This is a genomic window from Arcanobacterium haemolyticum DSM 20595 (assembly GCF_000092365.1).
GTDB classification, from domain to species: domain Bacteria; phylum Actinomycetota; class Actinomycetes; order Actinomycetales; family Actinomycetaceae; genus Arcanobacterium; species Arcanobacterium haemolyticum.
Genome location: NC_014218.1, coordinates 991,483 through 1,015,331 on the forward strand (window position 1 = coordinate 991,483; position 23,849 = coordinate 1,015,331).

A 23,849-nucleotide genomic window follows, 5' to 3' on the forward strand; every position below is an offset into this window, starting at 1 on the left:
GTCACTTCTTGCGTTGGCGCTTTTGGCGTGGTCGCACGGAGATTTCTACCGGAGTTCCAACGAAGCCAAATTCGCGGCGCAACCGGTTTTCGATGAAGCGGCGGTAGCCGTGATCGAAGAATCCGGTGGTGAACAGGACAAATCGTGGTGGCCGGTTGGCTACCTGCGATGCGAAGAGGATTCGTGGCTGTTTTCCGGAGCGTACTGGGTGCGGGTTGGCCGCTTGGAGTTCGCCCAAGAATGCGTTGAGTTTTCCGGTTGGGATACGCATGTCCCACGATTCGAGCGCAGTGCTCATTGCGCGCGTGAGGCGGTTGGTGTGCCAGCCGGTCTTCGCAGATAGGTTGATTCGTTCCGCCCATTGGATTTGAACGAGTTCACGTTCGAATTCACGATCGAGTTCGAGGCGGCGTTCTTCTTCCACCAGATCCCATTTGTTCATGATCACAACAACGGCGCGACCTGCGTCGATCACCTGTTGTACAACGCGGATATCTTGCTCTGCCATTGGTTCCGATGCGTCCATGAGCACCAGACCAAGTTCCGCCTTTTCGATGGCGGATTGCGTACGCAAAGTTGCGTAGTAATCGGCGCCCTTGGTGAGGTGAACACGACGCCGAACGCCTGCGGTATCCACGAACGTCCATGGCTGCCCATCGAGTTCGATAACTTCATCAACTGGATCGCGCGTGGTTCCCGCGAGTTCGTTCACAACGACTCGGTTTGACCCGGCAAGTTGGTTGAGAAGCGACGATTTTCCGACGTTCGGGCGGCCAACGAGCGCAACACGGCGCGGCCCGTTGTCAGGCCGTGCCAACGCAACAGCCGATACTTCTGGAAGCATCTTGACTGCCGCGTGAAGCAGATCGCCTGTACCGCGGCCGTGGAGCGCCGAAATCGGGTGCGGTTCACCCAGACCGAGATTCCACAGGGCCGCAGCGTCAGATTCGCCTTGTGGGGAATCGACCTTGTTTGCTGCCAGGATGACTGGTTTTCCACTACGACGCAGGAGGCGAACCATGCGTTCATCGGTATCAGTTGCGCCCACGGTTGCGTCCACAACCAGCATCACAACGTCGGCTTCGTTAATTGCCTGTTCGGAAGAATCAGACACAGACTTATCGATGCCTTCAACAACTGCTTCCCAGCCGCCAGTATCCATAATGGTGAAATCAACGCCAGCCCATTCGGCGTCATACTTCACGCGGTCACGGGTAACACCAGGGGTATCCTGGACAACGGCAACGCGTTGGCCAACGATACGGTTGACGAGCGTTGACTTGCCAACATTTGGACGTCCAAGAATAGCAAGAACAGGCTTACCCCACTGTTCAGTAATAGGAGTAAATTCGATTTCTCCATCAAGGAGAGCACGATCTTCGTCGTCCAAATCATAATCGTCCAAGAACGAACGCATGGCGTCAGCGTGAGCCAAAGCTTCGGGATCGTCCTCTTCTACGGACGCAAATGTTGCGTTCGGATCAAACGTGTCATCGAATACGTATTCGTCACTCATACCTGCGACTCCTTAATTAATGTCAAAACAGCATCCACAACCTGGTCAATCGTTAAGTTCGACGAATCGATCGTAGTCACGCCATCTTGGGCAGTCATAAACTCTGAAACCGTAGAATCATCCCGGTCACGGCGCAAAACCTCATCGCGCGTCTGCGCAAGCGCAGCCGCGTCCGCACTGCCCCGAACTTCTAACGCACGGCGTGCCAAACGCGCCTCTTCAGACGCGGTGAGTAGCACACGAACGTGAGCATCAGGAGCAACAACCGTTGTAATATCGCGGCCTTCCGCCACAATGCCGCGGCCTTCCGAATAGGAATCGCTCGCATCTTGCGATTCGATAATCGCACGCTGGCGGCGCAACATTTCCTTACGAACAGGAACGTTTACGGCAACTTTCGAAACGACCTTGGATAGTTCAGAGGTTCGAATATCAGCAGTAATATCGCTACCACCACACACAAACTTCTGTCCCTGCGGATCAAGCACGATCTCAAGCGGCATTGTCTTTGTGCACTCAAGAACAGCGGCAGGATCGTCTAGATCAATACCTTCGTGCAACGCCCACCACGTAGCCGCACGGTACATCGCGCCCGTATCCAAGTAGCCTAAGCCCAATTCCTGCGCCACCCGGCGCGCAACCGTAGACTTGCCCGAACCGGATGGGCCATCAATAGCAACACGTAACGCCATCACATACCCACCATCGACATGAGGGCACCCAGTTCAGAACCAGCAATCTGGCGAACCTGGCCAGGCTTCAAGTGACCCGCCACAATGTTGCCGAACTGCATACGCACCAGCTCCATCACAGGGTGTCCGACTTCTTCCATCATGCGGCGCACGATACGGTTACGTCCAGAATGCAACGTGATCTCCACGATCGAATTCTTCTTGGCCACTTCACGAATGATGAAGCGATCGGCGTGAACGGGGCCGTCTTCCAACGTGATGCCCTTTTCCATCACACGCTGCAGGCCACGAGTAACCGTGCCTTCAACACGCGCAATGTAGGTTTTTGGCACTTCGTACGATGGGTGGGTAAGGCGGTGTACGAGTTCACCATCATTCGAAAGAAGAATGAGGCCTTCCGTATCCACGTCTAGGCGACCAACGTGAACCAAGCGCTGCGGGTAGTCTTCCACGAAATCCGCCAGAGTCTTACGGCCTTGATCGTCAGACATGGTGGAGACAACCCCCGGCGGTTTGTAGAGCGCCACGGTGATTAACTCTTGATCGAGCTGAACCCGGTTGCCGTCTACATGAATAACTGCGGATTGCGGATCAACCCGGATACCTAGCTGGCGTACGATCGTTCCTTCAACGCTCACGCGGCCTTGTTGGATCATATCTTCTGCAGCACGGCGTGACGCCACGCCGGCATGCGCAAGCACTTTCTGCAGGCGTTCGCCCTGCGGATTGTGCAGATCTTGCGATTTGCGGCTCATGCCATCTCCTTTACTACATCATTAAATTCGTCATCATCTGGCAAGTAGGGCGCCAGAGGATCAAGTTCGTCAAGGGAGTTCATTCCCATTTTTTCTAAGAAAAGATCGGTTGTTCCGTAGAGCACTGCGCCTGATTCTGGGGCAACTCCAGCGGGTTGAACGAGCCCACGCGTTTGAAGCGTGCGAACAACAGAATCAACATCTACCCCACGAATAGCAGCGATCTGGGCGCGAGATACGGGCTGGCGGTAGGCAATCACAGCAAGAGTTTCCAAGGCTTGAACCGAAAGTTTTGAGGATTGTCCGGCAGTCATGAATTCACTCACCACGTCCGCATAGCGAGGATGAGAATAGAAACGCCACCCGCCACCAACGTTGCGCAGTTGAAAACCGTGAGGGTATTCGCCAGCCGAATAGTTGTCTGCCATCTGGGTAAGCAGATCAGTAACATCCGCCACCGTTGATCCTACAACCCGGGCAAGAGAATCTGCTGATACTGGTTCGGGTGCCACCATCAATATGGCTTCGAGCGCACCGCGACGATATGAATCGTCATTCATTAGGGCTCCGTTCTGCATCACTGCGATCGATAGATTTTAAGGCTACCCCATTTGCTACAACGATGCGAGTAATTGTGAGCGGTGCCAACGGCCCGGTTTGGTCACATTCGATTTCGCCACGCCGCAATAAATCCAGCACGGCCAAAAATCGGGAAACCACAGTAGAAACATCCGGAGCATCCGAACACAGATCGCCAAACGTGATCGATTCGCCTACAGCCAACCGTTCCCGAATATATGCCACCTGGCTTTCCACCGGCACCAACGGATCATGAATATGTTCCGTTGCCACGGTGTCAGGTTTCCGAGCAAACACACTGGCGGCGAACAAGGCCAACTCCACCGGGCTCAACCGGATCTCAACAGGTGGCGTGATCTGCGAAAACTCTGGCTCCACCGGAACATCGCGCGCAAAACTCAACGATTGTTCGCGCATCCGCTGCGCCAATTCCACAGCAACTTTTTTGAAGGCCCGGTACTGCAAAAGCTTGGCAAACAAGACGTCGCGGGCTTCAAAGAGCGCAAGAAGATCGTCGTCCTCCCTTTCATCGCGTGGAAGCAACCGCGCCGCTTTCAAATCCAGCAACGTAGCCGCAACCACAACGAATTCGCTCATCTGATCCAACGCGGCTTCGTCTTGATCGCGCACGAACGCAAGGAATTCGTCGGTGATTTTGGCCAACGCCACGTCCGTCACGTCCAAGCGATGTTTGCTGATAAGGGACAAGAGGACCTCGAACGGACCAGAAAACACGTCCAAATTGACCGCGAATCTGGATCCCGAACCGAGATCCTCCTGTACCACCATGTGGGGCCTTTCAGGCACTACCACCACGCGAAATGAGTTCGCGCGCTAAGCGAAGATAAGCTTTTGCTCCAGCATGGCCAGGCGCAAACGTAGTAATCGGTTCCGCAGCGATCGTGGCATCTGGGAACTTCACGGTACGGCCAATCATCGTATCGAACACACGATCGCCGAACCGTTCCTTGATCAGCGAAATCACTTCGCGGGCGTGAAGTGTGCGGGTATCAACCATGGTCAGTAGAACGCCATCGATCCGCAAGCGCGGGTTCAGGCGATCCTGGACGCGTTCGATCTGATCTACCAGAAGCGCCACGCCACGCATCGCGAAATATTCTGCTTCGAGCGGGATGATCACACCATGGGCGGCAGTCAACGCGTTCACGGTGAGCAGACCCAGCGACGGCTGGCAATCCACAATAATCACGTCATACGTATCCATCACTGGGCGCAAGATTCGCATGAGGGATTGTTCGCGGGCCACTTCGTTGATGAGCTGAATTTCTGCGGCAGAAAGTTCAATGTTTGCCGGCGCCACATCGAGGTTTGGCACAGACGTGTTGTGGATGACTCGCGTGATATCCGGTTTGGTGGACACCATTTCATCGTAGATTGTGCGATCGAGCGCCATAGCATTGACGCCCAGCCCTGCCGAAGCGGCACCTTGCGGATCGAAATCGACGATCAGAACCTTCCGGCCATATTCTGCCAGCGCCGCAGCCAGGTTGATGGACGTGGTAGTTTTGCCCACGCCGCCTTTCTGGTTGCACATAGCGATGATTCGCGCCGGGCCGTGGGCGTGAAGATCTGCCGGGAGTGGAAAATCTTCCGGCGAGTTATTAACGAGCGATGTTTGTTCTGCAGTCACACTTCTAATCTACCGGATATTTACTCGTGCCACGCACGTGGATGGGCCGTGGCGTAAATTTCTTTGAGTGTTTCGCGCGTCACTTTCGTATAAATTTGCGTTGTGGTGACGGAGGAATGCCCCAGCATTTCTTGCACCACGCGCACGTCTGCTCCGCCTTGCAAGAGGTGGGTTGCGAACGAGTGGCGGAACGTGTGTGGAGAAATATCGGTAAGCCCCGCTTCTTCCGCAACGGCTTGGATGACTCCCCACGCGCTTTGGCGCGAAAGAGTTTTTCCGCGTTTATTGAGGAAGAACGACGACGTGGGGGCGGCACTTCGCGCCACAAGTTCCGTTCTCCCATGGTTTAGATACGCCCTAATGGCTTCGATGGCATAGGTACCTAATGGAAGTATGCGTTCTTTTCGCCCCTTACCAAAGAGCCGGATCGTAGCGTTTTCGCACGACATATCATCCACTGTCAATCCGACAACTTCAGAAATACGCGCACCCGTTCCATACAGGATTTCAAGCAATGCCCGGTCACGGGTAGAAATCGCGTCATCGCCACGAGCAACCACCGCTAGGAGTTGTTCCATTTCTGGAATGGTGATGGCTTTCGGGAGTCGCATTCCGATTTTAGGAGGATGCAGGTCTGCCGACGCGTCCGTCGTCGTTATCCCCTCAGCAAGCAGAAACTCGTGGAACCTTCGAACGGCCGTCACCATCCGGGCAACTGACGACGTCGCCATGACGCTCCCAGCGCTCCCGTCACGCAAATACTCCACAAACGACGCCGCGTCCTCCGGAGAAATCGCAGCCAACGACGCAACTGAACGAAGCTCCAAATGCTCTTTATAGTGCGTTAAATCCCGCCGATATGCACCAAGCGTATTGTCCGATAACGACCGTTCAATTCCTAAATGTGCTACATAGTCACGCAACGCACGATCGAACTCACCACGAAATGTCATCAATCCCTCCCTCGCGATACCGGTACAAACTCTACGCTTGACACAAGAAACATATATTCTTAATTACGAATACTAATTCACAGGAGAAAGATGAGTCAGATGACGTCACTTACATGGACCGACTTGGATAAACAAGCCGTGCGATATGGTCGAGTGTTGGCCGCCGATGCTGTGCAAAAAGCCGGCAACGGCCACCCCGGAACCGCAATCTCACTTGCGCCTGCAGCATACCTGCTGTTCCAAAAAGTCATGAAACACGATCCAGCCGATCCAGCATGGCTAGGCCGCGATCGCTTCGTACTTTCCATCGGACACTCCTCGCTCACCCTCTACACCCAACTTTTCTACGCAGGATACGGCCTGGAAATGGCCGATCTTGAAGCCCTGCGAACCTACGAATCCAAGACTCCAGGCCACCCGGAATACGGTTGGACTCCAGGCGTTGAAATGACAACCGGCCCACTCGGCCAGGGCCTCGCTTCTTCCGTTGGTATGGCAATGGCTGCCCGCCGTGAACGTGGCATGTTTGATCCAGAAGCAGAAGAAGGCACCAGCCCATTCGATCACTTCGTGTACGTCATCTGTGGTGAAGGCGATTTGGAAGAAGGCGTCACCTCTGAAGCTTCCTCGCTTGCTGGCACTCAGAAGCTTGGCAACCTGATTGTTATTTTTGATGACAACCAAATCTCGATTGAAGACGATACCGTTATTGCCTTCAGCGAAGACGTGCTCGCACGTTACGAAGCATACGGCTGGCACACCCAGCACGTTCAGTGGCGTAAGCCTGGTGCTGATTACGTTGAAGACGTGGACGCACTCTACAACGCAATCAAGGCTGCTCAGGCCGAAACCGATCGTCCATCCATCATCAAACTCTCCACTATCATCGCTTGGCCAAGCCCAACAAAGCAGAACACCGGCGCATCGCACGGTTCTGCTTTGGGCGCGGAAGAAATCCGCGGTTTGAAGGAAGCTCTTGGGCTCGATCCTGAAGCATCCTTCCAGATGCCAGAAGAAGTTCTCTCCTATGCTCGTGGCAATGCTGCACAGCGTGCGGCAGATGCTCATGAAGAATGGGATGCTACGTTTGGCGCGTGGGGTGCCGCTCACCCAGATAAGGCCGAACTCCTCACCCGCCTCCAGGCACGCGAGCTTCCTTCCGGTTGGGAGGCGAGCCTTCCCGAATTCGAAGCAGGCACATCGATCGCTACCCGTGCGGCATCTGGCAAGGTTCTAACCGCGCTCAAGGACGTTCTCCCTGAGCTCTGGGGCGGATCTGCCGATTTGGCTGGTTCGAACAACACCACGATGGCTGGCGAACCATCTTTCTTGCCAGAAGATCGCTCATCTGCTGCTTTCTCCGGCCACAAGTATGGCCGTACCTTGCACTTTGGTATTCGCGAACACGCCATGGGATCTATCCTAAACGGTATCTCGTTGCACGGGCTTACCCGCCCATACGGCGGAACCTTCTTCGTGTTCTCTGACTACATGCGTCCAGCCGTTCGCTTGGCTGCGCTCATGCATGTTCCATCGATCTTCGTGTGGACCCACGATTCTGTTGGCGTTGGCGAAGACGGCCCAACCCACCAGCCAATCGAACACCTTTGGTCCTATCGTGCAATTCCAGGTTTGGACATCGTCCGCCCAGCAGACGCCAATGAAACATCTTACGCATGGCGCGGAATCTTGGAGCGTGATACTAACCCATCCGGTATCGTGCTTTCCCGTCAGAACCTTCCAGTTTTCGAACGCGGCGCAGGTGACGCACAGGGTGATGAACTTGCATCCGCTGAAGGCGTTCTGCGCGGCGGCTACGTGTTGGCAGATTCGCAATCCGTTGATGTGGTCCTGATTGCTACCGGTTCTGAAGTTGCTGTGGCGCTCGAAGCCCGCAAGGAACTCGCAGCTGAAGGAATTGGTGCCCGCGTTGTGTCGATGCCATGTATCGAATGGTTCGAAACCCAAGATGCTGACTACCGTGAATCTGTGCTCCCAGCAGCAGTGAAGGCTCGTGTTTCTGTTGAAGCCGGCTCCACCTTTGGCTGGAAGTACATTATCGGCGATGCTGGCGTTGCCGTTGGTATCGATCACTACGGTGCATCAGCCTCCGGCAATTACTTGATGAAGGAATACGGCATGACTGCCGCTAACGTTGTTGCAGCAGCTAAGCAATCGTTGGCTCAGGCCTGACACGGCTAGCCCTTTGGCCGGGAATATCTCACCGATATTCCCGGCTTTTCCTTTCTCACCGACGAAAAATTCACTTATATCCGGAGATAGGCTCATATAAAGGCTCTTCCCCGGTTCTGGGTGAATTTTTCGTTAAATAGAAATGGCCGGGAAAATCCCGGCCATTATTTTAAGATCAGAAGTTCACTTTGGTGATCAAACCAAGCAAAATAACGCACGTGATCCATACGAGCGCCACAATCACAGTAATGCGGTTCAGGTTCTTTTCAGCCACACCAGATGAACGCATTGCGGTTGAGATTCCGCCACCGAACATGTCAGAGATTCCACCTCCACGGCCCTTGTGGAGCAGAATCGAACCGATGAGAAGAAGGCTGGAGATAACCAGCAAAACGGTGATAGTAATTTCTAGAATCGCCACGATGTGTTCTCTTTCTAACGTAAAACGTACCTCACCTAAGCATACAAGAATGCGCGGGTAAGAGGAAACCTCTCACCCGCGCATTTCGTCACCCTACTGCGTTTTACACAGAATGGGCTATGCTCATGCCTGCTGGAAAGTTACGATCTTTGCAAACTCTTCAGCTTTGAGGGATGCGCCGCCAACGAGTGCACCATCAACATCTGGCTGTGCCATGATCTCAACAACGTTCGAGGACTTAACGGAGCCACCGTACTGAATGCGAACTGCTTCAGCAGTTGGGGCGTCGAACATCTCAGCGATCTTGCCACGGATAGCGCCACAAACTTCCTGGGCGTCAGCTGGGGTTGCAACTTCGCCGGTGCCGATTGCCCAGATTGGTTCGTAAGCAATAACGAGCTTTGCAACTTCTTCTGCGGAAAGATCAGCGAACATAGCAGCGATCTGGCCCAGAACGTACTCAACGTGAGTACCTTCCTTGCGGATCTCCAGTGCTTCACCACAGCAGACGATTGGGGTCATGCCAGCATCCAGAACCTTCTTGGCCTTCTTGCCAATCAGTTCGTTGGTTTCGCCGTGGTATTCACGGCGCTCAGAGTGTCCAACAACAACGTAGGTGACGCCAAGCTTGGTGAGCATGCCGGTGGAGATTTCGCCGGTGAATGCGCCCTCATCGTTGATAGAAACATCCTGTGCGCCGTAGGTGATCTTGAAGTCTTCAGAATCAACCAGAGTCTGGACAGAACGGATGTCTGTGAATGGTGGAACAACAACACACTCAACTGCAGAGAAATCGTGCTTGAGATCGTTGAGGGTCCAACCTAGCTTCTGGACAAGAGCGGTGGCCTCGAGGTGATCGAGGTTCATCTTCCAGTTGCCAGCCATAATTGGGGTACGTGCCATGATTATCAGTCCTCCAGAACTGCGATACCTGGGAGCTCCTTGCCCTCGAGGTATTCGAGGGAAGCGCCACCACCGGTAGAAATGTGGTCAAACTTTGTCTCATCGAAACCGAGGAGACGAACAGCGGCAGCGGAATCGCCGCCGCCAACGATGGTGAATCCGTCAGCAGATTCGAGTGCAGCAGCAACAGCCTTTGTACCGTTAGCGAACGCATCGAATTCGAACACGCCCATTGGGCCGTTCCATGCGATGGTCTTCGAAGAAGCGATTGCCTGTGCGAAGAGTTCGGAGGTCTTTGGACCAATATCAAGACCCATCTTGCCTGCTGGCATGGCGTCTGCTGCAACAACTTCAGCAGGTGAATCAGCCTTAAATTCAGAAGCTACAACGGTATCGATTGGAAGCAGGAACTCAACGCCCTTTTCTGCAGCCTTTTCAATGAAAGACTGTGCAGTTTCAACCTGATCTTCTTCGAGAAGAGAAGAGCCTACTTCGTAGCCCTTAGCCTTGAGGAATGTGAAGGCCATACCGCCACCAATGATAAGGCGATCAGCCTTTTCAAGGAGGTTGGCGATAACACCGAGCTTATCGGAAACCTTAGCACCACCAAGGATAACGGTGTATGGGCGCTCTGGGTTTGCAGTTGCCTTAGAAAGGGAATCGATTTCCTTGAACACTAGTTCACCTGCTGCGGATGGCAAAACCTTAGCAATATCGTAGACCGATGCCTGCTTGCGGTGGACAACACCGAAGCCATCAGACACGAAAGCATCAGCTAACTTAGCGTACTCGGCTGCGAGTTCTTCGCGTTCAGCATCGACCTTGGAAGATTCACGAGGATCGAAACGAACGTTTTCGAGTAAGACGACGTCACCGTCAGCCATATCTGCGGTAGCAGCGTGTGCGCCTTCGCCAATCGTGTCAGAAGCAAGAACAACATCCTTGCCAAGAAGTTCGCCAAGACGCTTTGCTACTGGAGCCAAAGAGAAGTCAGAGTTAACCTGACCCTTTGGGCGGCCAAGGTGAGCTGCCACGATAACGCGAGCACCTGCATCAACCAGACGGGTGATAGTTGGAAGAGCAGCCTTAATACGGCCATCATCTGTGATGTTCTTTTCAGCATCGAGCGGAACGTTGAAGTCCGAACGAACAAAAACCTTCTTGCCGGCAAGATCGCCGAGCGTTTCAATAGTCCTCATAAAAGTCCTTCATATGTGGATGGCACCATCTTTGGTACCGAAATCTAACCAGAAGGCCCGGGCACGCTGACGCATGCCCGGGCCCGCGAGTCATTACTCAAACCTGTTCGTGATTAAAAATCAGAACTTGGAAGCAACGAGATCGGTGAGGTCAACGAGGCGGTTGGAGTAGCCCCATTCGTTGTCGTACCAAGAGATGATCTTAACCTGGCCGTCGATAACCTTGGTGAGACCTGCATCGAAGATCGAGGAATGTGGATCGGTGACGATGTCGGTGGAAACCAATGGTTCTTCGGAGTATGCGAGAACGCCCTTGAGTTCGCCTTCAGCAGCTTCCTTGATTGCAGCGTTGATTTCTTCAACGGTGACATCAGCCTTAGCAGATTCGAAGGTCAAATCAACTGCGGAGCCGGTTGGGACTGGAACGCGCATTGCGAAACCATCGAACTTGCCCTTGAGTTCTGGGAGAACGAGAGCAACAGCTGCTGCAGCACCGGTCTTGGTTGGAACGATGTTGATTGCGGCAGCGCGTGCACGACGGAGATCACCGTGTGGGGCGTCAAGAATCTTCTGATCACCGGTGTAAGCGTGAACGGTGGTCATGAGGCCCTTGATAATACCGAACTTCTCCTGAAGAACCTTGGCAACTGGAGCCAAGCAGTTGGTGGTGCAAGAAGCGTTGGAGATAATGTTGTGCTTTTCTGCATCGTAATCTTCGTGGTTCACACCAACAACGAAGGTTGCATCTTCGTTCTTTGCTGGAGCGGAGATGATGACCTTCTTTGCGCCAGCTTCAATGTGTGCCTTAGCCTTGGTTGCGTCGGTGAAGAAACCAGTGGACTCGACAACGATGTCAATGCCAAGATCGCCCCATGGGAGATCGGCTGGGTTACGCTCTGCGAAAGCCTTGATCTCACGACCGTCAACGATGATGGCGTCATCATCGTAAGAAACTTCGTGATCCCACTTGCCGAGGATCGAATCGTGCTTGAGCAGGTGTGCGAGGGTCTTGTTGTCGGTCAAATCGTTAACTGCAACAACTTCGAAGCCGGCGCCCTTTTCGTAGGCAGCGCGAATGAAGTTACGACCGATACGGCCAAAACCGTTAATAGCAACGCGAATAGTCACTGCGTATCCTCCTTGTGCATCTGGGTGCACATCGTAAATTTCTCAGCGAGTTCTACCCGCTGACTCACGAACGTAAGACACGACGCGCCTTAACGTTCGATCCGTGCTCCATTCTACTCGCTACCCCTACGGTGCTGTCTAGGTAACTTCGCGCCTAGGTGAAATTAGTTGCGCAAATTGCCAATATTTTCTAGTTTTCAGTGACCTTGGGCCCGGTCTAGATTGTGCGCTCAGATACACCTATATGTTGGTCAACCGCGTCCATCGTGGTGGCAATGCCAAGTTCAGCTGCCCGCTTATCGGCCATCGTGTTCAGCCGGCGCAAACGCCCTGCAACAGCATCCTTTGTAGCCGGCGGAGTAAGCCTCTCCCCTAGTAAATTAAGCGAATCATCCGGATACTTAATTCTAAATTCTCCAGCCTGGCGCAAATTTTCTGGAATATCATCGCCGAGGATATCGAATGCTCGCTTCACTCGAATAACAGCAACAACCGCCGCATCGGCGCTTCTGCGCATATTGGCATCGTCAAAGTTGGCAAGCCTATTAGCTTGGCCATGCACTTCTCGTTCAGTACGGAGATCTTCCCATGTGAGCACAGCATCGTGCGCCCCAATCCGAGCAAGCATCGCCGCAATTCCATCGCCTTCACGGATATCTACCCGAATAGAGCCACGCGATTCCCGTGCTCGATATGACACATCGAGCCTCCGCGCCAAACCGCCAATTGCATACGCCGCTTCCATTGACGGGCATGTAATTTCTAGAGCCGCATTGCGCCCAGGTTCAAGCAAAGATCCACGTGCCAAGAAAGCACCACGCCACGCAGCAGCAGCATCAGCTTTTGTGCCGCCTACGATCTGTGGCGCTAACCCGCGAATCGGCCGCCCGCGTGGATCTAAAATACCGGCACGTTTAGCGATGCGTTCTCCATCTTTTACCACTCGCAGAAGATACATGTTTCCTTGCCGCATCGAATTACTGATAGCAACGATCTCAGCTTCCACAGAATAAACTTTCCGCACTAATTCCGCTAAGTGATGGGTGGCGCCAAGGTGAGTCAGCTCTGCTTGTAGAGAGATGATCCCGCCGTTGATGTGGAGTCCGCCAGCAAATCGGAACATGCTCGACAGCTCCGCAACCATCGACGAAAGGTTATGTGGGTAAACGTGACAGATTTCGTCCTTCACAGATGTTGTCAATGCTGGCATCTGGACTCCTTAAGCAGATATGACTCGGCGAGTGATTTGATACTACAAGTTTGGGTATGTATTACGCCGATTGCAATGAAAGATTATCGAAAACTTCACGAAACGCGGCGGCTAAGAAAAGAGGATCGTGTTGCGCTGGGTTGGCACGCTGTGCCACGTGATAATCGACGACGACGGCGCCCACACGTTTCGCTGCTTCTGCCAGTTGTGGATCGGCTAGGTTGGCCGAGCTATCGATAACGATCGCATCAATGCGCACATCTGGCGCATGCTTATGAAAGGCGTCGATCAGTTCCGCAGGCGTAGCACTCATTGTTTCGTCATCTGGCACCAAATTGATAACTAATGCCCTCCGCGCAGAAGTCGCAACCAACGCTTGACGCAATTGTGGAATTAGCAGATGCGGAACGATCGAGGTGTACCACGAACCTGGCCCGAAAATAACCCAATCAGCATCGTCAATCGCAGACACGGCAGCCGGATGCGCTGGCGGTTCGGAAGGAATAATTCCTACTCGTTCCACCTGCCCACGGCATTTTGCTACAGCAACTTGGCCGCACACGGTCGTCAGTTCCCCGCTCTTCTTGCGAACATCGGCCTCAATCTGCAACGGGATTTGAGCCATCGGCACCACGCGGCCACGAATCCCAAGTAATCGCCCGACAAGATCCAACCCGTCAAGTTCATCATTCAACAGATGCCAGGTGGCAACAATGAGCAGGTTGCCGACGGCGTGCCCATCCAGTGGCCCCGTTGAAGAAAAACGGTATTGCAGGACATCCCGCCAGGTTTGGCCCCAATCGCCGTCGTCACATAACGCAGCCAGCGCCATTCGTAAATCGCCAGGTGGCAATACGTCCATTTCCTGCCGGATACGACCGGAGGAACCGCCGTCGTCGGCTACTGTTACCACCGCAGTAAGGTGAGGTGTCAAAATACGCAACGCTGAAAGCGACGCGTACAAACCATGCCCGCCACCCAACGCCACAACGTGAGGGCCACGCGCCCCAAAATCTCGCCTTTCGGCCATCATTCACGTCCTAAATCACGGTGCAACGTGCGCACAGAATGACCGAGTGCGCGCAACTGTTCAGAAACAAACTCAGTCATGGCAACAGAACGATGCTTACCGCCTGTACACCCAATCGCAATCGTGACGTACGGTTTCAGCTCACGAACGTAACCATCCAAAATCGGATGAATCAAGTCAACGTACTTCGTAGCGAATTCGCGAGCACCGTTGATCCCTAACACGAAATCGCGCACGGGAGCATCGCGGCCGGTGAGGTTTCGAAGTTCGGTTACCCAATATGGATTTGGCAAGAAACGAACGTCGGCAACGTGATCCGCATCCATCGGCAGTCCATACTTAAACCCGAAACTCATCACTGTCACATGGACATCAGATTCCGTAGACGTTGCAACCAATTTGCGTACCTGCCGCGACAAATCATGAACGGATAAATCGGATGTATCAATCAGCATATCGGCACGGCGCCGCAACGGAGCCAAAATCTCCCGCTCCTGCGCAATCCCATCAAGCAACCGGCCATCACCTTGCAACGGATGCGGGCGGCGCACCGATTCATACCGTTGCACAAGCACTTGATCGGATGCATCCAAAAACAGGATCCGGTAATCCACCGAATGCCCCTGCAACGATTCTATGATTCCTTCAAGCTCCCGGAAAAACTCGCGGGAACGCACGTCCACAACGGCAGCCAAACGGCGCACACCCGATGTTGGCGTCACCAACCCCGCCAACGCGGAGAGCAACCGCGGCGGCAAATTATCAACCACATACCATCCCAAGTCTTCCAAAGTCGCCGCAGCACGTGAACGCCCGGCCCCTGACATACCAGTAATAATAAGGATCTCTGGAATATCTGGGGTTGGGAGTGCGGCGGTGACATCATCGATCACCACGCCGAGCGGAATGTTAGCTGTATCGTTAATGTTGTCCATATCACTATCTTGCCAAATTTTATGGGGTGGTGGCTAACTGCGTTTGTAGAGCCCTCGCCAACGCGGGCCCGATTCCGGGTGCCGCAAGAAGCTCATCATACGTAGCCGCCTTGATTTTTGCGAGCGATCCGAAGTGTTTGAGGAGCGCTTTTTGTTTTGCCGGGCCGAGCCCTGGCACGTCGTCGAGTGCAGAGCGAGTCATCGCCTTGCTGCGTTTCTTCCGGTGGAACGTGATGGCGAATCGGTGCGATTCGTCGCGCACATATTGCAGCAGCCGAAGCGCTGGGGACGAACGCGAGAGGATCACTGGGAACTCCTCCCCTGGGACCCAGATTTCTTCGAGCCGCTTTGCCAGCCCGATCACCATGAGGTTTGCGCCCATGTCATTAATCACGCGTTGAGCCGCGTTTACTTGTGGCAGGCCACCATCAACCACGATCAGATCCGGGGTGTAGGCGAATTTCCGTGGCTGGGTTGCGTTGGGATCTGGGGTTTCGATTGGTTCGTCATCGGAGGCATCATCTGCCGCGGCGCCCGATTGAAGGCGTGCGAGGCGGCGGCGCAAGACTTCGTCCATGGCCGCGGTATCGTCACGGGCTCCCTGGCCGTCTGGCCCACGGACGATAAAGTGCCGATAGTCCGATTTTTTCGCAAGAGCATCTTCGAACACAACCATCGATGCCACCTGGTGGGTGCCTTGCGTATGCGAGACGTCGTAGCATTCGATTCGCAGTGGCGCACGTTCCAGCCCGAGCCCGTCACGCAATTCTTCGAGTGCCTGCGAACGTTCCGTAATATCGCCGGCACGCTGGATTTTGTGGCGTTGGAGCGCTTGGACCGCGTTCGTATGCACGGTTTGGGCCAGTTGTGCTTTCGCTCCGCGTTGCGGAGTGCGAATTTTGACGCTTCCACCGCGCAGGTTCCCAAGCCATTCTTCCAGCGTTTCGCGTTCCGCAGGTTCGGACGGAACCCAGATTTCCCGCGGGATTGCGTCGGTTGCCGTGTGTTCGACGTCGTCAATTGACCTTGCGTTGCTAAGTTTTTTCGGCGACGACGTGGGTGCATACCCACCGTAAACTTGCAGAAGAAGCTGGTTGAGCAGATCGGCTTCTCCAAGACCTTCAACGGTGGTAACCCAGCCGCGTTGGCCACGGATGCGCCCGCCACGCACGAAAAACACCTGCACGGATGCTTCCAGTTCATCGAATTCGAGGCCGAAAATATCGGCATCAATATCGCGATCAAGCACCACCGTGTTTCGTTCGGCAACGGTTGTCAAGGCTGCCACATCATCACGAAGGCGAGCTGCGCGTTCAAAATCTTGATCGGCGGCAGCCTCCATCATCTGGGCTGTTTTTCTTTGATGAGTTTTTCGCCAGAACCATCCAAGAATGCGATCATATCGCGGGCGATCTGGCGGTGTTCTTCTTCGGTGACTCGGCCGATACACGGCGCTGCACATTTATCAATGTAGCCGTTCAAGCATGGCCGGCCAGTGCGTTGGGCTGAATTGAACACGCCTTTGGTACATGAACGCATGGGGAAGACTCGTAGCAAAAGATCGAGCGCTTCGCGTACGGCCCACACTTTCGTGTACGGGCCGTAATACTTATCTGCTTTGCGGTGAGCATTACGGGTGACGAGCACGCGCGGATATTTTTCGCTCATTGTAACGGTGAGGTACGGGTACGATTTATCATCCCGATACATCACGTTAAAACGCGGAGCGAATTCTTTAATCCAGGCGTATTCAAGCGTGAGGGCTTCAATTTCCGATCCAACAACCACCCACTGCACGTTGACGGCGGTAAAAACCATCGCCCGTGTGCGTGGGTGGAGTTGGGCTGGATCTTGGAAATAGTTGGATAGGCGGTTTCGCAAGGATGACGCTTTGCCGACGTAGATGACTCTGCCTTCGTCGTCAATAAACCGGTACACCCCCGGGTTAGTGGGGATGTCCGTTGGGCGATAACTTTGCGGATCGGCCATGCTTACGCCACGGTTCTTGCTGCTTGAAGAAGAGGCTTCAGGAATCGGCCTGTGTGTGATTCTTCCACCTTAGCCACGGTTTCTGGTGTGCCTTCGGCAATCACCAGGCCGCCTCCACGGCCACCTTCTGGGCCCAGATCGATCACCCAATCGGCTGATTTAATTACGTCTAGATTATGTTCAATAACGATAACCGTATTGCCCTTATCTGTGAGCGATTGGAGAACGCCAAGCAGTTTACGAACGTCTTCAAAGTGGAGGCCGGTTGTTGGTTCGTCAAGAACGTACACGGTACGGCCGGTGGAGCGGCGGTGCAGTTCGGATGCTAGTTTGACGCGCTGGGCTTCGCCACCAGAAAGCGTGGTTGCTGGCTGCCCTAATCGCACATACCCAAGGCCAACGAGTTCAAGCATCTCAAGGTATTTGGCAATACGGTTAACGTTGCCAAAGAATTCACGCGCCTCAGTGATGGTCATATCCAACACTTCAGCCACATTCTTCCCCTTGTAATGAACTTGGAGAGTTTCCCTGTTATAGCGCGCCCCATGGCACACTTCGCACGGAACATACACGTCTGGTAAGAAGTTCATCTCGATCTTCAGCGTGCCATCGCCAGAACACGCTTCACAACGGCCACCTTTAACATTGAACGAAAAACGGCCAGGCCCATAGCCGCGAACCTTCGCTTCTTGGGTTTCAGCGAAGAGCTTGCGGATCGGATCCCACATTCCGGTGTAGGTTGCCGGGTTAGACCGTGGTGAACGCCCAATAGGTGACTGATCCACGTGGACCACTTTGTCTAGTTCTTCAAGCCCGGTGACTTTCTTATGCTTGCCGGGTAGCGAACGCGCTCTATTGAGTTCGTTTGCCAAGACTTTGTAGAGGATCGTGTTCACAAGCGACGATTTTCCAGAACCAGATACGCCAGTAACAGCTGTAAATACGCCAATCGGGAATTTCACGGTGACGTTTTGCAGGTTGTTTTCCTGTGCTCCGCTCACAGTGATGTGCTTTTTCTTATCAATTTTGCGGCGTTCGGTTGGCACAGTGATCGCACGCTTACCGGTGAGGTAATCGCCGGTAATGGAACGGTTGGCCTGGCTAATCTTGGCAGGTTCGCCAGAGAAGACGATTTCTCCACCGTGTTCGCCAGCGCCTGGCCCGATATCTACAAGCCAATCGGCCTGCCGGATCGTATCCTCATCGTGTTCTACCACAATCAACGTGTTGCCCAAATCGCGCAACCGGGTGAGTGCTTCAAGAAGCTTTTCGTTATCGCGCTGGTGCAATCCGATCGATGGCTCATCCAACACATACAGCACGCCAACAAGGCCAGAACCGATCTGGGTAGCAAGGCGAATACGCTGCGCTTCACCGCCAGAAAGAGTACCAGCAGCACGCGAAAGCGTGAGGTAATCAAGGCCAACGGATACAAGGAAGGTCAAACGCTCCACGACTTCGCGCAACACTTGTTCTGCGATCTTCTTGGAGCGCTCGTCCAAATCGATGTGCGTCACGTAGTCAAGTGCTTCACCGATAGGAAGATCGGTCAATTCAGCAATGTTGAGTTTTCCTACTCGAACAGCCAAGACTTCTGGCCGCAAACGAGCACCACCACATTCTGAACAGGCGACTTCCCGCATAAATCCTGCATACCGATCTTTAGACCAGTCAGATTCTGTTTCATCATGCTTGCGCTTCACGAAATTCAGTACACCTTCAAAACCAGATGAGTACACTTTTTCACGGCCCCACCGGTTGCGGTACTTCATCTTCACTTTGAAATCACGGCCACGCAAAATCGCATCTTTAACAGCCTTTGGAAGTTTCTTCCACGGTGTAGACAGATCGAAATCCATCTCCTCTGCCAAACTAGACAACTGACGCAGGTGATAATCGCGCGCGGTAGCCGATGCAGTCACAGACCACGGCAACACTGCCCCATCTTCAATTGTCAAATCTTCATCCGGGATAACCAGATCCGGATCTACCTGGAGTTTGAATCCGATGCCATCGCATTCTGGGCAGGCGCCATACGGCGCGTTAAACGAGAACGTGCGAGGTTCAATTTCCTCAAGTTCGAGCGGGTGATCGTTCGGACAAGAACGATGCTCCGAAAAACGGCGCTCACGATCCGGATCATCCTGATCACGATCAACATATTCGATCACAGCCACGCCCTTCGAAAGCCGAAGGGCATTTTCAATCGAATCGTTCAGGCGGGAAGCAATCCCTTCGCGAATCGCCAACCGATCCACAACCACGTCAATATCGTGCTTATACGTTTTGGCCAATGCCGGCGCTTCATCCAAACGATACACGGTACCATCGATACGAGCACGCGAATAACCATCAGTTTGTAGTTGTTTCAGCAGTTCAAGGTGTTCGCCTTTACGCCCACGAATCACCGGAGCAAGAATATGGATACGCGTACCATCTTCTTCCTCAAGTAGCCGGTTCACAATCTGTTCGGCCGATTGCGCTTCAATCAGCGCACCACATTCCGGGCAATACTGCGTGCCCGCGCGAGCATAGAGCAAACGCAGGTAGTCATACACTTCAGTAATCGTGCCGACCGTTGAACGAGGGTTCCGGTTCGTCGATTTCTGATCGATCGACACAGCCGGTGATAAGCCTTCGATAAAATCAACAGCCGGCTTATCCATCTGCCCCAAGAACTGCCGGGCATAGGAGGATAGAGATTCGACGTAGCGCCGCTGGCCTTCTGCGAAGATCGTATCGAACGCCAATGACGATTTACCAGACCCCGATAAGCCAGTAAAGACAACCATCTTGTCCCGTGGAATATCGAGCGTTACGTTGCGGAGGTTATGCTCGCGAGCACCTTGAATATGGATTGAATCATGCACGCTTCCGATCTTACCGATCACCTCCGACACGTTTCCACGCCAGTTTTCCTTCAGCACAACGTAAGATAGTGCACATGGATACATATGCAGTTATTTACACATACGATCAGGCTCAAGCAGATCTCACCGCCGAGGTCCGTCCACACCACCGCGAGTTTCTCAAGTCTCTCTTTGATACAGGCGCTTTGAAGGCATCCGGTCCTTTGGACGGCGGGCGCGCACTCATCGTCGTCGAAGCTGAATCCGCCGAAGGCGCCCGCGAACTTCTTGTTCGCGATCCGTTCAATGAAGCCGGAGTGATTTCCGATATTGACGTCGCCAAGTGGACTGTTATTTACGGCCCGTGGGCGTGACGTGCGCAAAGATCCGCTGATTATCGGGATTATTCTTGCCCTTTATTTCGGATCGATCGGCTTAGCCCAGATCGTGCTACTCATGTTACGAATCCTCACGCTACGAACCTACGTTTTGGTAATGTGCTGACTATAGCCGAAATGGCGGCAATATATGCCGCCATTTCGGAAATAATCACGGCCGCCGTCTGTATGCAGGAATTTTCCTGCCCCAACGCCGTTGATTAGCCTTATTGTTCAGCCCGAAGTTTGCGCGCCCCAATAATGGAGGCCACCACAGTCACAATAATGATGCCTAGGATGATGCCTACCGACACGCCTGGCGTTGGTTCAGTGATTGCGGTGAGCATACCGTATCCGTGGAAGGCGTGGAGCAGAAGCTTCAAACCGATGAAACCAAGGATGGCCGCCAAACCGTAGTGCAAGTAGATGAGACGATCAAGCAAGCCATCCACCAGGAAGAACAGCTGGCGCAGGCCCAGCAACGCAAACGCGTTGGATGCGAACACGATGAACGGTTCCTTAGTCAAACCAAAGATTGCCGGAATCGAATCAAGAGCGAACAGCAAATCGATGGTGCCGATGGAGACGATACAAATCATCAACGGGGTGAGGAAGGTTTTACCAGATGCGCGGTGGAAGAGCTTATCCCCCACAAAACCTGCAGTAACTGGGAACACGCGTGAAATAAAACGAGTCATAGCCGTTGGCTGGTATTCGTCCTCTTCTTCAACACCGTTCCTACGGTCACGGGATTCCTTCAAACCATCGAGGATCTGCTTGGCTGCTGTGTAAATCATCCAGATACCAAACGCGAAGAATACCCACACGAACTGTTCAACCAGCGCTGCACCGATCATGATGAAAATGAACCGCAGCACCAATGCGATAATAATTCCCCACATCAGCACTTTCTGCTGGAATTTACGAGGAACTTTGAAGGCCGCGATGATAATGATAAAAACGAAAATGTTATCCAGCGAGAGCGAATATTCGGTGATATAGCCGGCAAAGAATTCGGTAGCAAATCGTCCACCATGCCGGAAGTACGTGGAGATTCCGAAGAGTACGGCAAGGGAGATGTACACGGCAGTCCATCGTGAAGCTTCACCGATCGTAGGTTCGTGAGCTTTGCGCACGTGCCCAAACAGATCGAACAGGATAAGTGCAATAACTGCGATCCCGAGAACAAGCCATTCCCACGATTCAACAATCATCGATGGATCAGAGGCTGCTGGAGAAGACGCAACAGAAAATAATGAGGTAAGCAAAGTTAGCCTTTCGGTACAGAACAAGACCGAAGGTCTCTTCCCGCCATCTCAGTAGTGAGAGTGGTGGCCTCGGCCCGGGCTGTTACGCCGCGATGACGAACCGATGTTTCATGGGAATACTCCCCTTCGCTTGCTCAAGTTTATCACGCTGTTATGCCTGCTTGATTGCTCGCAATTCCCGTTTCACATCGTTGATTTCGTCACGGAGCCGTGCCGCGAGTTCGAATTGGAGATGTTCGGCGGCCACACGCATCTGTTCTTGGAGTTCCACCAGTAACAGTTCGATTTCGTGGCCATCGGCAGGGAGCCGATCTTTGACGCTCTTTTCCTTGCGATACCCGCCCTTCAACAGTTCGTCTGTATCGATATCTTCGCGCACCAACATATCGGTAACATCCGCGATTTTCTTTCGCAACGGCTTCGGATCGATACCGTGCTTTTCGTTGTAGGCAAGTTGTTTTTCACGACGGCGGTTCGTTTCGTCAATCGCCTCCTTCATGTTAGGGGTAATCGAATCAGCGTACATGTGAACCTGACCGGAAACGTTACGGGCAGCACGGCCGATGGTCTGGATCAACGATGTTGTTGACCGCAAGAAGCCTTGCTTATCGGCATCAAGAATCGCCACCAAGGACACTTCTGGCAGATCCAAGCCTTCGCGCAACAGGTTGATACCTACGAGCACATCGAACTTCCCCAACCGCAGTTCGCGAAGGAGCTCAACACGGCGCAACGTATCCACGTCTGAATGGAGATATTCCACCTTTACGCCGCGTTCGGCGAAGTAATCAGTAAGATCTTCCGCCATCTTCTTCGTCAATGTTGTAATCAGTACGCGTTCATCGCGTTCAGTGCGGATGCGTACCTGTTCTAGAAGGTCATCAATCTGGCCCTTTGTTGGCTTCACAATGATTTCTGGATCCACTAGGCCAGTTGGGCGAATAATCTGCTCCACATATCCATCAGACAATTCCATTTCATACTTTCCTGGAGTTGCCGAAAGATAAACTGTTTGCCCGATTCGTTCAAGGAATTCAGCGAACTTCAGTGGCCGGTTATCCATGGCGGACGGAAGCCGGAATCCGAATTCAACAAGAGTGCGTTTCCGGGACATGTCCCCTTCATACATAGCACCAATTTGCGGTACTGTGACGTGCGATTCGTCAATAATCAGCACAAAATCTTCTGGGAAATAATCCAGTAGTGTGTTCGGTGGTGTGCCTGGCCCTCGACCATCAATGTGCCGTGAATAGTTTTCAATGCCGGAACATGATCCCAGATTACGCATCATTTCCAGATCGTATGTTGTGCGCATCTCAAGCCGCTGCGCCTCCAGTAACTTGTTTTGTTCTCGCAACTCCCCCAGACGATCCCGTAGCTCATCTTCAATAGACGCAATCGCGCTGTTCATACGCTCTTCACCAGCAACATAGTGCGATGCCGGGAAAATATAGGCGTGATCCACCTGCCGCACCACATTTCCAGTAAGTGGATGTAGGAGTGCGATCGAATCAATCTCATCTCCAAAGAACTCAATTCGGATGGCCAGTTCTTCGTACACAGGAATGATTTCTACTGTATCGCCACGCACGCGGAACGTACCACGAGTAAACGCCATATCGTTACGTGTGTATTGCATGGTGACGAACTGTTTCAAGAGCGCATCCCGTTCCAGTTCTTGGCCCACATGAACGTCAACCATACGATCCACATATTCTTGCGGAGTTCCCAGGCCGTAGATGCATGATACGGACGCCACCACAACCGTATCGCGCCGGGTTATCAGCGAATTAGTAGCCGAATGGCGCAAGCGCTCCACTTCATCATTGATAGACGAATCTTTTTCAATAAACGTATCTGTTTGCGGAACGTAGGCTTCTGGCTGATAGTAATCGTAATAAGAGACGAAATATTCAACGGCGTTGTTTGGCAACAACTCCCGGAATTCTGCCGCCATCTGAGCAGCCAACGTTTTATTGGGCTCAATGATGAGCGTTGGCCGTTGAATCTGCTCAATTAGCCATGCGGTAGTAGCCGATTTACCTGTACCGGTTGCACCCAACAGCACGATATCTTTTTCACCCGCGTTGATTCGTTCAGCAAGCTCTTTAATAGCAGCCGGCTGATCACCAGACGGGGTGTATTCAGAAATAACTTCGAAGGGCGCTTCTTGGCGGACAATATCAGTAACAGGACGCATA

At 53.2% G+C, this 23,849-nt stretch carries 19 protein-coding genes and 1 pseudogene; 2 read left to right on the top strand and 18 right to left on the bottom strand.

Annotated elements, in window-relative coordinates:
* Position 1: 1 nt before the first annotated feature.
* The 7 genes from der to xerD are packed head-to-tail and all read right to left on the bottom strand — an operon-like array spanning position 2 to position 6,146.
* Positions 2-1,516: a ribosome biogenesis GTPase Der gene (der, locus tag ARCH_RS04440; RefSeq protein ID WP_013170095.1), complete on the bottom strand. Its 1,515-nt coding sequence runs from the start codon at positions 1,514-1,516 to the stop codon at positions 2-4.
* Positions 1,513-2,208 (bottom strand): (d)CMP kinase, encoded by a 696-nt coding sequence (cmk, locus tag ARCH_RS04445; RefSeq protein WP_013170096.1) that lies wholly within the window; start codon positions 2,206-2,208, stop codon positions 1,513-1,515. Before cmk ends, der begins: the two co-directional genes overlap by 4 nt.
* Positions 2,208-2,963, bottom strand: a complete 756-nt coding sequence (locus ARCH_RS04450) for a pseudouridine synthase (RefSeq protein WP_013170097.1) — start codon at positions 2,961-2,963, stop codon at positions 2,208-2,210. Before ARCH_RS04450 ends, cmk begins: the two co-directional genes overlap by 1 nt.
* A complete protein-coding gene (gene scpB, locus ARCH_RS04455; RefSeq protein WP_013170098.1) occupies positions 2,960-3,523 on the bottom strand; it encodes an SMC-Scp complex subunit ScpB in 564 nt (187 codons plus the stop codon). The genes ARCH_RS04450 and scpB overlap by 4 nt, the downstream gene beginning before the upstream one ends.
* Complete coding sequence (locus tag ARCH_RS04460; RefSeq protein ID WP_013170099.1) at positions 3,516-4,331, bottom strand: segregation and condensation protein A; 816 nt, start codon at positions 4,329-4,331, stop codon at positions 3,516-3,518. Before ARCH_RS04460 ends, scpB begins: the two co-directional genes overlap by 8 nt.
* Positions 4,332-4,341: 10 nt before the next feature.
* Positions 4,342-5,193: a ParA family protein gene (locus ARCH_RS04465; protein ID WP_013170100.1), complete on the bottom strand. Its 852-nt coding sequence runs from the start codon at positions 5,191-5,193 to the stop codon at positions 4,342-4,344.
* A 20-nt stretch (positions 5,194-5,213) separates the two neighbouring features.
* The gene (xerD, locus tag ARCH_RS04470) at positions 5,214-6,146 is read right to left on the bottom strand and encodes a site-specific tyrosine recombinase XerD (protein WP_013170101.1); all 933 of its coding nucleotides are present in this window, start codon (positions 6,144-6,146) and stop codon (positions 5,214-5,216) included.
* A 90-nt stretch (positions 6,147-6,236) separates the two neighbouring features.
* Between xerD and tkt the strand changes: the two genes are divergently transcribed.
* Positions 6,237-8,339 (top strand): transketolase, encoded by a 2,103-nt coding sequence (gene tkt / locus ARCH_RS04475; RefSeq protein ID WP_013170102.1) that lies wholly within the window; start codon positions 6,237-6,239, stop codon positions 8,337-8,339.
* 175 nt (positions 8,340-8,514) lie between these two features.
* On the opposite strand, the gene secG is transcribed toward tkt, so the two are convergent.
* From secG to uvrA, 9 genes and pseudogenes are all read right to left on the bottom strand, one after another.
* The gene (gene secG, locus ARCH_RS04480; protein ID WP_013170103.1) at positions 8,515-8,760 is read right to left on the bottom strand and encodes a preprotein translocase subunit SecG; all 246 of its coding nucleotides are present in this window, start codon (positions 8,758-8,760) and stop codon (positions 8,515-8,517) included.
* 123 nt (positions 8,761-8,883) lie between these two features.
* Positions 8,884-9,663 (bottom strand): triose-phosphate isomerase, encoded by a 780-nt coding sequence (tpiA, locus tag ARCH_RS04485; protein WP_013170104.1) that lies wholly within the window; start codon positions 9,661-9,663, stop codon positions 8,884-8,886.
* A 5-nt stretch (positions 9,664-9,668) separates the two neighbouring features.
* Positions 9,669-10,862, bottom strand: coding sequence for a phosphoglycerate kinase (locus tag ARCH_RS04490; RefSeq protein WP_013170105.1), 1,194 nt, complete (start codon positions 10,860-10,862; stop codon positions 9,669-9,671).
* A gap of 120 nt (positions 10,863-10,982) precedes the next feature.
* Positions 10,983-11,990 carry a type I glyceraldehyde-3-phosphate dehydrogenase gene (gene gap, locus ARCH_RS04495; RefSeq protein ID WP_013170106.1) on the bottom strand — a complete coding sequence of 336 codons (1,008 nt, stop codon included), beginning with the start codon at positions 11,988-11,990 and terminating at the stop codon, positions 10,983-10,985.
* A 217-nt stretch (positions 11,991-12,207) separates the two neighbouring features.
* Positions 12,208-13,200, bottom strand: coding sequence for a DNA-binding protein WhiA (gene whiA / locus ARCH_RS04500; protein WP_013170107.1), 993 nt, complete (start codon positions 13,198-13,200; stop codon positions 12,208-12,210).
* 61 nt (positions 13,201-13,261) lie between these two features.
* Entirely contained in the window at positions 13,262-14,233 is a 972-nt protein-coding gene (locus ARCH_RS04505) for a gluconeogenesis factor YvcK family protein (RefSeq protein WP_013170108.1), read from the bottom strand.
* Complete coding sequence (rapZ, locus tag ARCH_RS04510; protein WP_013170109.1) at positions 14,230-15,165, bottom strand: RNase adapter RapZ; 936 nt, start codon at positions 15,163-15,165, stop codon at positions 14,230-14,232. The genes ARCH_RS04505 and rapZ overlap by 4 nt, the downstream gene beginning before the upstream one ends.
* A 19-nt stretch (positions 15,166-15,184) precedes the next feature.
* Positions 15,185-17,154: pseudogene (gene uvrC / locus ARCH_RS04515) on the bottom strand (excinuclease ABC subunit UvrC).
* 2 nt (positions 17,155-17,156) lie between these two features.
* Positions 17,157-20,024, bottom strand: coding sequence for an excinuclease ABC subunit UvrA (gene uvrA / locus ARCH_RS04520; protein ID WP_041640843.1), 2,868 nt, complete (start codon positions 20,022-20,024; stop codon positions 17,157-17,159).
* A gap of 74 nt (positions 20,025-20,098) precedes the next feature.
* On the opposite strand from uvrA, the gene ARCH_RS04525 reads away from it, so the two are divergent.
* Positions 20,099-20,377 (top strand): YciI family protein, encoded by a 279-nt coding sequence (locus ARCH_RS04525; protein WP_013170111.1) that lies wholly within the window; start codon positions 20,099-20,101, stop codon positions 20,375-20,377.
* A 230-nt stretch (positions 20,378-20,607) separates the two neighbouring features.
* On the opposite strand, the gene ARCH_RS04530 is transcribed toward ARCH_RS04525, so the two are convergent.
* Both ARCH_RS04530 and uvrB read right to left on the bottom strand, forming a co-directional pair.
* Positions 20,608-21,594, bottom strand: a complete 987-nt coding sequence (locus tag ARCH_RS04530) for a TerC/Alx family metal homeostasis membrane protein (protein ID WP_013170112.1) — start codon at positions 21,592-21,594, stop codon at positions 20,608-20,610.
* A gap of 205 nt (positions 21,595-21,799) precedes the next feature.
* Positions 21,800-23,848 carry an excinuclease ABC subunit UvrB gene (gene uvrB, locus ARCH_RS04535; RefSeq protein WP_013170113.1) on the bottom strand — a complete coding sequence of 683 codons (2,049 nt, stop codon included), beginning with the start codon at positions 23,846-23,848 and terminating at the stop codon, positions 21,800-21,802.
* Between the last annotated feature and the right edge of the window lies 1 nt (position 23,849).

Bases quoted from the DNA above. Each gene is read 5' to 3' on its own strand.
- xerD (WP_013170101.1), bottom strand. From the start codon at position 6,146: ATGACATTTCGTGGTGAGTTCGATCGTGCGTTGCGTGACTATGTAGCA.
- whiA (WP_013170107.1), bottom strand. From the start codon at position 13,200: ATGCCAGCATTGACAACATCTGTGAAGGACGAAATCTGTCACGTTTAC.
- ARCH_RS04505 (WP_013170108.1), bottom strand. From the start codon at position 14,233: ATGATGGCCGAAAGGCGAGATTTTGGGGCGCGTGGCCCTCACGTTGTG.
- ARCH_RS04460 (WP_013170099.1), bottom strand. From the start codon at position 4,331: ATGGTGGTACAGGAGGATCTCGGTTCGGGATCCAGATTCGCGGTCAAT.
- der (WP_013170095.1), bottom strand. From the start codon at position 1,516: ATGAGTGACGAATACGTATTCGATGACACGTTTGATCCGAACGCAACA.
- cmk (WP_013170096.1), bottom strand. From the start codon at position 2,208: ATGGCGTTACGTGTTGCTATTGATGGCCCATCCGGTTCGGGCAAGTCT.
- ARCH_RS04530 (WP_013170112.1), bottom strand. From the start codon at position 21,594: ATGATTGTTGAATCGTGGGAATGGCTTGTTCTCGGGATCGCAGTTATT.
- uvrB (WP_013170113.1), bottom strand. From the start codon at position 23,848: ATGCGTCCTGTTACTGATATTGTCCGCCAAGAAGCGCCCTTCGAAGTT.
- rapZ (WP_013170109.1), bottom strand. From the start codon at position 15,165: ATGGACAACATTAACGATACAGCTAACATTCCGCTCGGCGTGGTGATC.
- tkt (WP_013170102.1), top strand. From the start codon at position 6,237: ATGAGTCAGATGACGTCACTTACATGGACCGACTTGGATAAACAAGCC.
- ARCH_RS04525 (WP_013170111.1), top strand. From the start codon at position 20,099: ATGGATACATATGCAGTTATTTACACATACGATCAGGCTCAAGCAGAT.
- tpiA (WP_013170104.1), bottom strand. From the start codon at position 9,663: ATGGCACGTACCCCAATTATGGCTGGCAACTGGAAGATGAACCTCGAT.
- ARCH_RS04490 (WP_013170105.1), bottom strand. From the start codon at position 10,862: ATGAGGACTATTGAAACGCTCGGCGATCTTGCCGGCAAGAAGGTTTTT.
- ARCH_RS04450 (WP_013170097.1), bottom strand. From the start codon at position 2,963: ATGAGCCGCAAATCGCAAGATCTGCACAATCCGCAGGGCGAACGCCTG.
- scpB (WP_013170098.1), bottom strand. From the start codon at position 3,523: ATGAATGACGATTCATATCGTCGCGGTGCGCTCGAAGCCATATTGATG.